Genomic DNA, 15,054 nt, shown 5'->3' on the forward strand with positions numbered 1-15,054 from the left:
GAGCCACGCTATGCGACGCGTCCCCAGTGTCCGGTGTCGGCGACCCGCACGCATACGGACCTCATCGCCTCCATGTAGCGGGTGACTGATTTCTCGGCGACCGGGTTGTCGGGATACATGATCGCCATGACGGTGCCCTCGCCGTACCGGAATACATAGATGGTCAGTTGATAGGAATACCGGCCGTCAGAGTAGATTCCGATATTGTTCGCCAGACCCAGGTCGGCCGCTGCAAGGACGGCATTGAGTGGGGCAGCGTTGCCGTGAAAGAAGTTCGACACCGGAAAGTTCGGTTGTGGCCAGCTCAACCACGGCGCCAGTTCCAACACGCGGTAATACGGCACCTTTGCCATGGCCAGTCCTGAGTCGAAAGAGGCCTGCGCTGCCCATGCCGCATCGCCGAAAGAGGCCGCGGCTATCGGCACGGTGATCGGGATCAAGCCGGTGAACCATCCCTGCGTCGTGAAGCTGTCCGCTCCGGTGCGCGAATCGCGGGGAGTCAGCCCGTAATACGTGGGAGCACCCGTAAACTCGTGTTCCACCAGGGCGATGCAGGCGAACAGGCCGCCGACGAACCGCGCGCCCACCGCTGAGCAGGCCGATTCGAATCGCTCTGTCTGTTCGGCATCCATCAGGAGCTCGGAGACAATGTCGCTGTCACACGGCTCCAGTGGGTTACCCAACGGAAGCGGAAATTCAGGAAAGCCGCCGTTGTTGTTCTCCGCGAACTCGATCCACGCGCGTACCTCGGGCGAATCTAAAGTCAACGTTGAGGTGTACTGGCGTTCGCGGACACAGAAATTGTCATAGCTACCGGCCTCAGGAAGCGCGAGGGGCTTACCACCTGCACTCAACGCGGAATACATTCCGTTGGCTTCGAGCATCGTTGTGCCGATCAACGTCGCGTCCCCGTGGACATGGTCCATCGCGGCAAAGAACGTGAAGTGGTTCTCGCTCCGCACAACCCCGAAGGTGAAGCACCCCCACTCCAGCGGATTCGGTATGGCCACGACATGAGCGCGAATCTCGTCGACCGTCATGTGGCCATGCTCGGTCGGCGCGAACTCGATATCCGCGGGATCGGCGATGGTGTGCTTGATGAAACTTCCGTTGCCGGTGTGCTCGAACCAGCTGCGAAATGTGTCGTGCCGGCGCAGGTATGCGTTGAGGGCGTCGTTCATAGCGGAAACATCGCACTCGCCGGCTATTTCGCAGGTGGCGATGATTTGTCGCGAAAAGTCCAGGTTTGCGGCTGTGCGTTCGCAGTAGTTGCGAAGGTGTTGGCTCTGCATGTAGCTGACCGGGACCGAACTGACCGGCGCGTGCCGGACCCGTTCGCTGGACGCGGTTGTCGGGCGCCAGGAGATGACTGAGCCGGGAGTCAGCGTCCAATCGTCAATCGAGCCGATCGTAATCTTCCCGATGCGCAAAACTTCGTCCTCCTCGATTTGAACGCTCCCGCCCGGCCACGCTGGCAGCCAGAACAACATAACCCTCCCTGCGGTCGCCGTCGCCGACATGGGGCGTGCCTTCGATACCTCACAGCAAGTTGACAAGGAGTCACCCGTCGTGAAATGCAAGCAGGAAGCCATCTTTGGCGATAGGGTGCCCGGTGGCGTCGCCGCGCTTGCAATACTGGCCGGCGGCGGTGACTCTGTTGCGCAACGGAGCCGCCCGCAGCGATCGAATCTTTCACAGTCCTAAGCAGGAGGGCAACGGCATGGCATCCGTCGAAAGTCAGCAGCAGCGAGCATCGGGTTTCGCGATTGTTGGCTACGCTGCGCGCTTTCCGGGCGCCGCGAATACGGACGAGTTTTGGGATTTGCTGCGGCAAGGCCGCGACGCGATATCGGAGGTGCCCGAGGACCGGTGGGATGCCGATGAATTCTTCGACCCGGATCCCGACACGCCTGGCAAGGTAGTGACCCGGCGGGCAGGTTTCGTCGACGACGCAACAGGATTCGACGCGCCGTTTTTCGGTATGTCAGTTCGCGAAGTCAGGTTGATGGACCCGCAGCATCGGCTGTTGCTGGAGACGGCCTGGCGGGCGGTCGAGCATTCGGGCACTGCGCCAACGGCTTTAGCAAACACCAACACCGGCGTGTTCGTCGGTTTGTCCACCCACGATTACCTGGGTATGGCATCAGACGAGCTGACTTACGACGAGATCGAGGCCTATATGGCAATCGGGACGTCGAATGCCGCAGCAGCGGGTCGGATCAGCTATCGGTTGGGGCTGCAGGGCCCGGCCGTCGCCGTCGACACGGCGTGCAGCTCTTCGTTGGTGGCCGTTCACCAGGCGTGCCAAGCGCTGCGGTTGGGGGAGTGCGACCTCGCACTGGCCGGCGGCGTGAACGCGCTGCTCACCCCGGCGACCATGATCACTTTTTCCAATGCGCACATGCTCGCGCCCGACGGCCGGTGCAAGACGTTCGATGCGGCGGCGGACGGTTACGTGCGCGGCGAGGGGTGCGGTGTCATTGTCGTGAAGCGGCTTGAGGACGCGATCCGCGACGGCGATCGGATTCGCGCCGTGATTCGGGGCAGCGCGGTTAACCAGGACGGCGCATCGGGTGGTTTGACGGTGCCAAACGGCGTTGCCCAGCAAAGGGTTATCGCCGAGGCCCTGAAGCGCGCCAATATCGCGCCCGGCGACGTCGGATACCTGGAAGCACACGGGACCGGGACATCGCTGGGCGATCCCATCGAGATCCAGGCCGCAGGTGCGGTGCTCGGCACGGGACGCGAGGCGAGCCAGCCGCTATTGATCGGCTCGGTAAAGACAAATATCGGACATCTGGAAGCAGCCGCGGGAATCGCGGGCGTACTCAAGGTCGTCCTGTCGCTCGAGCACGGATTACTACCGCAGCACCTGCACTTTCGCGATCCGTCGCCGCACATTCCCTGGGACCGGCTTGCGGTGCAGGTCGTACAGGAGGCCACTGCCTGGGAACGCAATGGCCGGCCGCGTATTGCGGGTGTCAGCTCTTTCGGATTCGCCGGAACCAACGCGCACGTCATCATCTCCGAAGCGCCCGATGAAGCAAGCCCGGCGGCAGTGGCCCCAAGTCCGGTCGGCAAGTCCGGCGGCCGACGGTTCAGCGTCCTTCCACTATCGGCCCGCACGCCCGACGCATTGGTACAGATCGCGGATCGATACCGCACCTGGTTGAGCGCACACCCCGGGGCCACCCTGGCCGACGTGTGCTTCACCGCCGGGGTAGCGCGAGCGCATTTCGAGCACCGGGCTGCAGTGGTGGTCAATTCCAAGGAATCTGCCAGCGAATTGCTAGGTGCGCTCGCGGACGACCGTCCGGCCCCTGGCCTGGTGCGCGGAGTGTCCGACGACAGCCCGAAGACGGCGTGGTTGTTCACCGGTCAAGGCAGCCAGTACGTGGGTATGGGCCGGGAGTTGTTCGACGCCGAGCCGGTGTTCGCCGAGACGCTGACCCGTTGCGCGGCAGTGGTCGCTGACGTCCTCGAGAAACCGTTGCTGGATGTCATTTTCGATGCGGATAGCGACGACACGCTGCGGCAGACTTCCTACGCCCAGCCTGCCTTGTTCGCGGTGGAGATGGGCTTGGCCCGCCTCTGGCAGTCGTGGGGCTTCGAACCCGACGTGGTGCTGGGCCACAGCGTGGGCCAGTATTCGGCGGCCTGCGTCGCAGGCGTGTTCAGCCTCGAGGACGGCATGCTGCTGATGGCCGAGCGCGGCCGGCTTTTCGGCAGCTTGCCCCCCGGGGGTCGGATGGTCGCGGTCTTCACCGCCGCCGAGCGCGTCGAAAGCCTTACCGACGAATTCCCTAGTCTGTCGGTTGCCGCCTACAACGGTGCCAATACCGTCCTGTCTGGACCCGTACAGGATTTGGACCAGGCGGTGGCCGCGCTGAGCGCCGACGGTGTCCGGTGTGACTGGCTGGACACCAGCCACGCGTTTCACTCCGCGTTGCTGGATCCGATCCTCGACGAGTTCGAATCGTTTGCGAACCAGTTCAATTTCAGCCCTCCTCAACGGATTTTGGTGTGCAACCGGACCGGCGCGGCGCTCGGCCGGAGCGTGAAACTCGACGGCTCCTATTGGCGCCGCCACGCGCGCCAACCGGTGCAATTTGCACAGAGTGTGCGCAGCCTCGCGAATCTGGCTTGCAAAGTGTTGCTGGAAGTCGGCCCGCAACCTGTGCTCGCCGCGGCAGCCCTGCGGGCGTGGCCGGATCCGGCTAACGCGCCGCGTGCCATCGCCTCACTGCGGCGAAACACCGCCGACCACCGCCAGATCACCGAAGCCCTTGCTGACGCGTACGTCCTGGGCCATGTGCCTGACTTCGGCGCTGTCAGCGGGCCGGCGCGAAAGCTCGACCTGCCGACCTATCCGTTCCAGCATCGGCAGTACTGGTTTACCGAGAAGCGGGTCCGGCCCACCGGCAAGACCAGCGCCGCGAGCACCGAAACCGTCCGTCTTCTCGAGGACGGCCGCGTCGAAGAGCTTGCGAAAATGCTCGACGGTGCAAGCGGCAACCAGCAGACCGTCGACGTGCTGACAAAGCTTGCCGCACAACACAACCAGCAGCGCCAAAACCGGTCCATCGCGGACGACCGCTACGAGATTCGCTGGGAGAAATCCATTGCCGTGGTGCCGGAAGCCGGCGACGCGTCTGCCTGGCTGATCGTCGGCGATGATGCTGATGCAGTTCAGCCATTGGTCGAAGTGCTGACCGCGCACGGGCACCGGCACCAGATTCTTTCGTTGCCGGTGAACGACGCGGACGAGGATCGCCTTGAGCTTGCGTTGGGCGCTGCGGCAGCAGACGAACCGGCGCTACGTATCCTGCATGTCGCTGCCCTCGGCTCCGACACCGCACCGTCGATGCAGTCGCTGTTGCGGATGCAACACCGAGTCGTGGGCGGAACCAGGCGACTCTTCCGCGCGGCGGTCGCCGCAGAACTGCGCATACCCATTTGGCTGATCACCCGTGGCGCACAACACGTCACAGACACCGACACCGTGTCGGCCGATCAGAGTTGCCTCTGGGGATTCGGTCGTGCCGCATCGCTGGAGCACCCGCAAGTATGGGGCGGACTGGCGGACTTGGCGCACGCCAGCGCCGCCGAGTGGTCGCTGTTGATCCGCCAGATCGTCGCAGCGCCGTGCGACTCGGCCATGAGGGAAGACCAAGTCGCGCTGCGCGATCAAGCGGTCTATGTTCCGCGGCTGGTTCGACGGGTTGGGCAGCCGATCGCAACACCGCCGTCATTGCATGATGACGCAACGTATTTGGTGACCGGGGGACTGGGTTCGATCGGACTGGAAATCGCCGGATACCTGGCCGCGCACGGCGCCAGGCATCTGGTGCTGACCGGCCGGCGCCCACCCAGCGATGCCGCGCAACAGCGCATCGATGCCATACGCCAGCGGCATGGCTCCGAAATCCAGGTTGTCGCAGCCGATGTCGCCGATGCAGACGATGTTGCGCGTCTGCTGGCCACTGTGCAGGCCGAACTACCGCCGGTGGCCGGCATCGTCCACGCCGCAGGCGAGATCGGCACCACCCCCCTTAGCACCCTAGACGACGCCGAAGTGGACCGCGTGTTCGCAGGAAAGGTCTGGGGCGCATGGCATTTGAGCCAAGCAGCTGCTGACCTGAAGCTGGACTTCTTCCTGAGCACGTCCTCGATCGCCTCAGTGTGGGGAAGCTTCGGTCAGACCGCCTATGGTGCGGCCAACGCCTTCCTCGACGGGCTGGCTTGGCGGCTGCGCGAGCAAGGCGTTCGAGGGATCAGTGTTAATTTCGGTCCTTGGTCGGCGGGTATGGCCGACGAGGAGGCTCGTGCGCGACTGGACCAGCGTGGGGTGTGGACATTGTCACCCGCCGATGCACTGGCAGGCATGGCTGATGCCATGGCGGCTTCGTTCGCGCAGGGGGTGACACAGGGCTCCGCACAAGGCATTGTGGCCCGGATCAACTGGGCTCGCTTCCTGCCGCTCTACCAGCAAGCGGGAAGAAAGTCATTCCTTGCAGAGCTGGAGCGTGAGGTGCCCGATTTGGCGCCAGCCCCAACCCGGGCCGGGAAGACTCCACTGGTCGAGCAGCTGACCAGCGCTCCCGCACAACAGCGCAAGAAACTTCTCGTCGATTACCTGCGCGATGCCGTGGCGGAGGTGACGCGAGTCGATGCCGCGCAGATACGCGAGGACGCCGGATTCTTTGACCTCGGCATGGATTCGCTAATGGCTGTGGAATTGCGGCGCCGCATCGAACAAGCAGTGGGCAAGGACGTGCCGGCCACGCTGGCGATGGACCACCCACGGCTGTCCGACGTGGCCCATTACCTGCTTTGTGATGTGCTCGAACTGAGCGAACAGGCGTCAGGGCCTCAGCCGGCTTCGATAGCGGTGACGCGCACGGATGAGCCGATCGCGATCGTGGCGGTGGCGTGCCGTTTCCCCGGCGCGCCCAATCCCGAAGCGTTCTGGGAGCTGTTGTCCGGTGGCGGCGATGCAATCCGGGAAATCCCGGAAGACCGATTCGACATCGACGAGTTTTACGACCCGGACCCGGAGACCCCGGGCAAGATCTACAGCCGCTTTGGTGGATTCGTCGACGAAATCGACGCATTCGATCCAGAGTTCTTCGGTATTTCTCCGCGCGAAGCGGTCTGGATCGAGCCGCAGCAGCGGCTGATGCTGGAAACGGCCTGGGAAGGCCTTGAAAGGGCTGGGTATTCGCCAGGGGAGTTGCGCGGCAGCCGGACCGGGATCTTCGTGGGGGTGGCCGCCAACGAGTATGCGCATCTGCTGTCTGCCGAGTCGGTCGACAAGATCGAGCCCCATTTCATCACCGGCAATTCACTCAATGCCATCTCCGGTCGGGTTGCCTTCGCGCTCGGGCTGGAAGGACCGGCGGTGGCGGTCGACACCGCATGCAGCTCGTCATTGGTGGCCGTCCATCAGGCCTGCCAGGCACTGCATTCCGGTGACTGCGATTTAGCCCTGGCCGGCGGTGTGAACGTCTTGCTGAGCCCGGTGACCATCATCGCCGCCTCACGCGCCCGGATGCTTTCCCCCGTCGGGCGCTGCAAGACCTTCGACGCCTCCGCCGACGGCTATGTTCGCAGTGAAGGCTGCGGGATTCTTGTGCTCAAGAGGCTGAGCGATGCCGAGCGCGACGGCGATCGGATTTGCGCAGTCATCCCGGGCAGCGCGGTCAACCAAGACGGCGCTTCCAGCGGTTTGACGGTGCCCAATGGCGCTGCGCAGCAACGGCTTATCGGCGCAGCGCTGGCACGTGCCGGTCTGGCCGGCGAAGATGTCGACTACCTCGAGGCGCATGGGACCGGTACCCCGCTGGGTGATCCGATCGAGGTGCAGGCGGCCGGGGCCGTCTATGGCGCCGCGCGCGACGCGGACCGGCCGTTGCTGATGGGGTCGGTGAAGACCAACATCGGCCACCTCGAGTCGGCATCGGGGGCCGCCGGTCTGATCAAGGTCGTGTTGTCGCTGCAGCACGGAGTGCTGCCCCAAAGTCTGCACTTCGAGAAGCCGTCGCCGCATATCCCGTGGGACTCGCTGCCGGTGCGAGTCGTAGACAAGCCGACTCCGTGGCGGCCCAACGGAAAACCACGACGCGCCGGCATAAGTTCTTTCGGGTTCACCGGCACCAATGCGCACGTGCTGATCGAAGAGCCGCCGAACACCGTCAATCATTCGGCAGATGACGACGTCGCGGTGGCGCCGGAGTCGGACCGCCGCGATGAATCGGTCAACGTGTTGGCGTTGTCGGCGCGCTCACCGGAGGCGCTGGTGGCGTTGGCGCGGCGCTATGGCTCCTGGTTGGCCACCCACCCTGACGTCGACATCGCCGACGTGTGCTTCACCGCCGGGGCCGGGCGTTCGCATTTCGAACACCGCGCCGCGCTGGTCGTGGATTCGGTCCACGGTGCCCGCGAGGGCCTGGCCGAGTTGGCCGAAAAGCGGCTGCGACCCGGTGTGCTACGTGGAGAGTGCACCGACCGGCCGACGACGGCGTGGTTGTTCACCGGGCAGGGCAGCCAACATCCGGGGATGGCCCGCGAGTTGTTCGACAGCGAGTCGGTTTTCGCAGAAACAGTGACACGCTGCGCCGAAGCGGTCAACGATATTCTTCCTCGCCCATTGTTGGAGGTGCTGTTCGCCAGCGACCGCAGTACCGGAGAAACACTGCGGCACACCTCGTTTGCGCAGCCGGCGCTTTTCGCCGTCGAGATGGGGCTGGCCCGGCTCTGGCAGTCGTGGGGCATCGAGCCCGACGTGGTGCTGGGGCACAGCGTGGGCCAATACGCGGCGGCGTGTGTTGCGGGAGTTTTCAGCCTCGAGGACGGGGCGCGGCTCATGGCCGAACGCGGCCGGCTGTTTGGCAGCCTGCCCGAAGGTGGGCGAATGGTGGCGGTCTTCGCTGACGCCAAGCACGTCGAGGAGACCGCCAACGAATTTCCGCGGGTGTCGGTCGCCGCCTACAACGGCCCCAACACGGTGCTGTCAGGTCCGGGTGCGGATCTGGAAGACATTGTCGCCAAATGCGGTAACGACGGAATCCGTTGTAGCTGGCTGGAGACCAGCCACGCCTTCCATTCGGAGTTGCTGGAGCCGGTGCTCGGCGAATTCGAATCGTATGCAGCGCGGTTGCAGTTCGCCGTGCCGACATTGCCGCTGGTCTGCAACCGCACCGGCAGCGTGCTTACCGCGGCGACCCCGCTCGACGCACAGTATTGGCGGCGCCATTCCCGACAGCCGGTGCAATTCGCCGAAAGCGTCCGCACCGTGGCGGCGCTGGGATGCTCGGTGTTGATGGAACTCGGTCCGCAACCGGTTCTGACCGGGGCTGCGGTGCAGGTCTGGCCGGAACACTTGGCTGCGCCGCGGGCGATCGTTTCCCTGCGCAAGGGCATCGGCGACCGGCGCCAGATCACCGAAGCGCTGGCGGCGGCGTACGTCAGCGGCCATCGGCCCAAGTTCGCTGAGCTGCACCGCAAGCCCCGCCACAGGCTGGAACTGCCCACGTATCCGTTCCAGCGTCGTCGCTTTTGGCCCAAGACATCTGGTATCGCCTTTGACGGTGCCGCCATGTCCGGAATCCTGGGCAGCGCAAAGGATCTGGCTTCCGGAGACTCCGTCTACACCAGCCGGCTGTCGGTCAAATCGCAGCCGTGGCTGGTCGATCACGTCATCTACGGCACTGTTGTCGTGCCGGGGGCGACGTATGCGGCGATGGCCCTGGCCGCCGTCGGGCCGCCGGCGCGGGTCAAAGACGTCTATTTCTATGAGCCGATCATCTTGCCCGAGAAGGCTTCTCGCGAGGTGCAGCTGACGTTGCATCCGCTGGAGGACGGCGGTGGGTGGAGTTTCCAAGTGCATAGCCGCCCGTACGGCGACGGCGATGCTGAATGGTCGTTGAATGCTGATGGCACCGTTGTCACCGGTGTCGATGACGAACCGGTACACGATTCGGCGGACTCCATCGACGCGGCAATCGAGCGGTTCGACCGCGCTAATCCACAGCAGCTGTTCGAGACTTTCGCCGAGAGCGAGCTGGAATGGGGTCCTACCTGGTCCACATCCCTCAAATCGCTGTGGATTGGCGTGGGCGAGGTGATCGGCGATGTCGCCGTCGGCGACGAACTCGCCGAGCATCTCGGCACCGAGCCCATGCATCCGGTGCTGCTCGATCTGTGCACAGGAGTCGTCTTCCCGGCGTTCCCGGCTCTTGTCGCGGCCGAACAGGGTGTGAACGATCTGTTGTTGCCGTTGCGGTACGGGCAAGTGGCGCTGCGGGAGAAGATGCCGCGGCGGTTTTACTGTCGGGGAAGGTGGCATACCAGCGCCGTCGACAGCGAAACCCAAGTCTTCGACATCGATTTCGTCGATCGGGATGGCCGCTACCTGGGCGGGATTCGCGAGTTCACTGTCAAACGCGCGCCCCGGGAGGCGTTGCTGCGCGGGCTCGGCGGCGATGCCACCCGGCTGCTGTACACCTTCGGTTGGCACGAGGTGCCGCTTCAGCCGTCGAGTGACGGCGCAAGAAACGTGAACGGCACCTGGCTGGTTGCCGGATTCGACGAACTGGCCTCCCAGCTGCCCGGCTGCATCTCTTTTGACCGGACCACAGATTCGTCGCCGGTGGGGCAAGTGTTGGCACAGGCTCAAGAGCGCGGCGTGCCGTTCGCCGGTATCGTCTGGCGCAGTGCCGGGCCGAGTGCAGATGAGTCGAGCGCGCAATCGGCCGCGCGGCTGGAGAACGAGATCGCCCACCTGCTTAGTGCCGTGCACACGCTGCAGGCCGATGAGGCGATCAAACTTCCAGGTGGTCTGTGGATCGTCACCGAACGGGCGGTGGCGACCGAATCCGGTGAGCCGGTCGACCCGGTGCAGGCGGCGCTGTGGGGACTCGGGCGCACCATCATCAACGAGGAACCGGCCCTGCGCTGCAGGCTGGTCGATTGCGACGGATCAGAGCAGGCCGGGCGCTTGCTGGTCGACCTTCTCGGCGCACCGATCGAGGAACCGGAACTCGCGCTGCGACAAGGAAAGTTCTTGGCGTCCCGGCTGCTGCCATCGGCACGCAGCGGTCATCTCGCGGTACCGCGTGGAACCGATTACGTCTTGGCGCCCACTGAACGCGGCGCAATCGACAACCTGCGTCTGATCGAGAAGGAAGCCTCGCCGCCGGACGACGGCTGTGTGCAGGTTCGGGTTGAAGCCGGTGGGTTGAACTTCCGGGAGGTGCTCAATGTGCTCGGCCTCTACCCAGGCGATCCAGGCCCGCTCGGCGGCGACTTCGCCGGCGTCGTCACCCAGTTAGGTAAGGGCGTCACCGGACTCGAAGTCGGGCAACGCGTCTATGGCTTTATGCAGGGCGCGTTCGCCAGCCGTTTCAATGTGCCGGTCCAGTTGCTGGCGCCCCTGCCTGACGGGCTGAGCGCAGTTGCGGCGGCGACTATTCCTGCTGCGGCACTCACCGCCCGGCTCGCGTTCGACTGGGCGCAGCTGAGGCCTGGTGACCGTGTGCTCATTCATGCCGCGAGCGGTGGTGTCGGATTGGCCGCGATCCAGATGGCGCAACGAAAAGGCGCGATCGTCTTCGCCACCGCGAGTGCCTACAAACGCGCAACACTACGCAAGCTGGGTGTGGAATATGTGTACGACTCGCGCACTACGGATTTCGCCGACCAGATCCTGGCGGATACCGGCGGCTCAGGTGTTGATGTGGTGCTCAACAGCCTGACCAATGAGGGGTTCATCGAAGCGACGGTACGGGCCACTGCCCGCAATGGCCGCTTCGTCGAGATCGCCAAGCGCGACATCTGGACGCGCGAACAGATGGCGGCGGCCCGTCCGGATATCGCCTACGAGATCGTCGCGTTGGACTGGGCCTGCGTGCAAGAGCCTGAGCGTATTCGCCGCTTGCTGGACGAGGTGTCGGACGGGTTGGCCAGCGGCGAGTGGCAGCCACTACCCGCCGAGGTCTACCCGCTGAGTGAAGCGAAGACGGCTTTTCGCCGTATGCAACAAGCTCGGCATATCGGGAAGATCGTGCTGCAAATGCCGAATCCATTGCAGCCGCGGGGGGATCGGAGCTATCTGATCACCGGTGGGCTCGGCGCAATCGGCTTGCACGCGGCGGCCTACCTCGCGCAACTCGGTGCCGGCGACATCGTGTTGACGAGTCGGCGCGCGCCCGATGTGCAGGCGCAACGAGCGATCGACGACATCACCGAACGCTATCCGTGCCGCGTCCACACCTTCGCGGCCGACGTCGGCGACGAGACCGAGGTCGCAAAGATGCTGGAGCGCATCCGTAGGGAGCTGCCGCCGCTCGCAGGGGTGGTGCATTTGGCGGGCGTGCTCGACGATGCGCTGCTGTCAAACCAGAGCCTCGAGCGTTTCCGGACGACGTTGGCGCCCAAGGCGTTCGGTGCATGCCACTTGGACCGGTTGACGAAGAACGACGACCTCGATTTCTTCGTCGTGTCCTCCTCGGTGTCCAGCTTGCTCGGTTCACCCGGCCAGGCCAACTACTCGACTGCCAATGCGCTGCTCGACGGGCTAATGGCGAAACGAAAGGCGAAAGGGTTGCCGGCGACCGGCGTCAACTTCGGTCCTTGGGCCAAGGGGGGCATGGCCTCATCGGAGGCCGCCCGCGCCAATATCGCTGCGCAAGGCCTGGTTCCGCTGGAACCCACGGCCGCGCTCAACGCGCTGGCCGAGGTGGTCGCCAACGGAACTGGGCAGGCCACCGTCATCAAAGCCAACTGGCAGCGTGCGGCAAAGCTGCTGGGCGGTGCTCGTCCACCGATTCTCGACCTCGTATTGCCGAGCGCCGAGAAGGAGACGACCGGTGACAGTGAGTTGCTGCGGCAACTGCAGGAGATACCGGTGGCGCAGCGCGCCAGTTTCATCACCGAATTCCTGCAGCGCGAAGTGCAAGGTTTTCTGCGGCTGGCGCAACCGCCCGCCGCGACAAGTCGATTCCTGGACCTCGGCACGGATTCACTGATGGCGGTCGAACTGCGCAACCGGCTACACAGCCAGTTCGGTGGCGCGTTCACGATTAACGCTACCGCGGTGTTCGACTACCCGACGATCGGCGGCCTCGGCGAATACCTCGCGAGCCAGCTGCCCGATTCGGAATCACAGTCGAGCGAGGCGGAATCCGTCGCAGCGCCCGAGCCAACCGAATGAGACCGCGCCGCGCATGAGGGGTGCCGCGCGCTGACGTAGCGCAGACCTGCGGCGCATACTCCCCATAGCATTTCTCGCGTGGACTCGCGCTGGGTGCTGCACCTCGACATGGATGCGTTCTTCGCGTCCGTCGAGCAGCTCACCCGGCCGACGCTGCGGGGCCGGCCGGTGCTGGTCGGTGGGCTCGGTGGCCGGGGCGTGGTGGCCGGCGCCAGCTACGAAGCCCGCGTGTTCGGTGCTCGCTCGGCGATGCCGATGCACCAGGCGCGCCGACTGGTGGGCATCCATGCGGTGGTGCTGCCGCCACGCGGTGTGGTGTACGGCGTGGCCAGCCGTCGCGTCTTCGACATCGTGCGCGCCGCGGTGCCCGTCGTCGAACAACTTTCTTACGACGAGGGATTCGCAGAGCCGCCTGAACTCGCCGGCGCGTCGGCGCCCGACGTGGAACGGTACTGCGAGGACCTGCGTGGCCGGGTGCGCGACGAGACTGGCCTGATTGCCTCGGTCGGCGCCGGCTCGGGCAAGCAGATCGCCAAGATCGCTTCCGGGTTGGCCAAACCCGATGGTGTGCGGGTGATCCGGCGCGCCGACGAACAGGCACTGCTGGCCGGGTTGCCGGTGCGACGGCTGTGGGGCATCGGCCCAGTCGCCGAAGAGAAGCTGCACAGGCTCGGCATCGAAACCATCGGGGAGCTGGCCGCGCTCACCGACGCTGAGGTCGCCAACATCCTGGGCGCAACCATCGGGCCCGCCCTGCACCGATTGGCCCGCGGCATCGACGACCGCCCAGTCGCAGAACGCGCCGAAGCCAAGCAGATCAGCGCCGAATCAACCTTCCCGGCCGACCTGACCAGCCTCGAGCAAGTGCGCGAAGAGGTCGGGCCGATCGCCGAGCATGCGCATCGGCGGCTATTGCGCGACGGTCGGGGAGCCCGCACGGTCACGGTGAAGCTGAAGAAGTCCGATATGAGTATGCTGACCCGGTCGGCCACGCTGCCATACGGCACCACCGATGCCGCCGCGTTGGTGGCGGTGGCTCGGCGACTGCTGCTGGATCCGCGGGAGATCGGGCCGATTCGGCTACTGGGCGTTGGGTTTTCGGGTTTGACGGAAGTGCGTCAGGAGTCGTTGTTTCCCGACCTGGAGCTGTTCGGCGAGATGACGGCACCCGATCACCGAGTCGACACATCCGCGGAGGTGCCGCACGCAGCGGACTGGCGGATCGGCGACGACGTCAAGCATCGCGAGCTTGGGCACGGCTGGGTTCAGGGCGCCGGGCACGGCGTCGTCACGGCGCGTTTCGAGACCCGAGGCTCCGGGCCCGGCCCGGCGCGCACCTTCCCGGTCGATAGCGGCGCGCTCACCCGCGCCAATCCGGTCGACAGCCTCGACTGGCCGCAGTATGTGGCTGCGTTGTCAGAGCAGACGGCCGACGACGTCGACGAGGGGTAGTTCCGCGACTAACGCCGCCATCAGCAGTACCCGCGCCTGACTGGTCGGCAGTCCGGGCACCATCACCGCCCCGGCATCGACCAGGTCGCGGCCCGGACCGTATCCCGGCCTGACCCGCCCGCCCGCAACCCGGGTCGACACCGCGACCACGATGCCGTCCTGGCAATGGCGACGCACCCCGTCGATCACCGCCGCTCCGGCATTGCCGGAGCCAAGCGCTTGCAGCACAACCCCGCGGGCTCCCGCCGCCACGCACGCGTCGAGCGCCACCGCGTCGCTTCCCGGGTAGGCCGCCACGATGTCTACTCGCGGGGCCCTGGCGGCGCTCAGATCGCCGAGGTACGGGCGGGCTTTAGCGCCCGTCATGGTTACCGCCGCCTCGGTGACGGAGCCGAGCAGCTCGCCGGTGAAACCGTCACCGGCGGCCACCTTGTACAGCCCCAGCGGCTGCAACACCCGGCCCCCGAAACACACCAGCACGCCGAGGTCACGGGCTTGCGCGCTGGCTGCCAGCGCTAGGGCATCCCGCAGGTTGGCCGGACCGTCGGCGTGCGGATCGTCGGCGCTGCGCAGCGCTCCGGTGAGCACCACCGGTGCGGGGCCGCCATACGTGAGATCGAGCCACAACGCGGTTTCCTCGAGCGTGTCGGTACCGTGCGTGACGACCACGCCGTCGGCGCCGCCCGCGGCCACGGCCTCGATCGCGTCGCGGATGCGATCCCAGTCGGCGGGCACCAGTTGCGAGCTGTCGAGCGCCATCAGGTCCACAACGTCGACGTCCAGTCCGGCCGTCAGCTCGGCGCCGCTGCGGGTCGGGCGCCGCACACCGTCGGCGTCGGCGCTGGTCGCGATCGTGCCGCCGGTGGTGATGACGGTGAGTCCGGTCATGC

At 65.5% G+C, this 15,054-nt stretch carries 4 protein-coding genes; 2 read left to right on the forward strand and 2 right to left on the reverse strand.

Features of this window, described 5'->3' with window-relative positions:
• Window positions 1–8 precede the first annotated feature (8 nt).
• Window positions 9–1,430, reverse strand: coding sequence for a condensation domain-containing protein (locus tag G6N15_RS18880; protein WP_083089014.1), 1,422 nt, complete (start codon window positions 1,428–1,430; stop codon window positions 9–11).
• Between the two features lie 290 nt (window positions 1,431–1,720).
• Between G6N15_RS18880 and G6N15_RS18885 the strand changes: the two genes are divergently transcribed.
• Together G6N15_RS18885 and G6N15_RS18890 are read left to right on the forward strand one after the other, a co-directional pair.
• Entirely contained in the window at window positions 1,721–12,712 is a 10,992-nt protein-coding gene (locus G6N15_RS18885) for a type I polyketide synthase (RefSeq protein WP_083089015.1), read from the forward strand.
• Between the two features lie 78 nt (window positions 12,713–12,790).
• A complete protein-coding gene (locus tag G6N15_RS18890; RefSeq protein WP_083089009.1) occupies window positions 12,791–14,164 on the forward strand; it encodes a DNA polymerase IV in 1,374 nt (457 codons plus the stop codon).
• Here G6N15_RS18890 and G6N15_RS18895 read toward each other — a convergent pair.
• The gene (locus G6N15_RS18895; protein WP_163748151.1) at window positions 14,129–15,052 is read right to left on the reverse strand and encodes an asparaginase; all 924 of its coding nucleotides are present in this window, start codon (window positions 15,050–15,052) and stop codon (window positions 14,129–14,131) included. The two genes, G6N15_RS18890 and G6N15_RS18895, sit on opposite strands and share 36 nt — an antisense overlap.
• Window positions 15,053–15,054 lie beyond the last annotated feature (2 nt).

Origin of the sequence: Mycobacterium noviomagense, from assembly GCF_010731635.1 — a bacterium.
GTDB lineage: Bacteria > Actinomycetota > Actinomycetes > Mycobacteriales > Mycobacteriaceae > Mycobacterium > Mycobacterium noviomagense.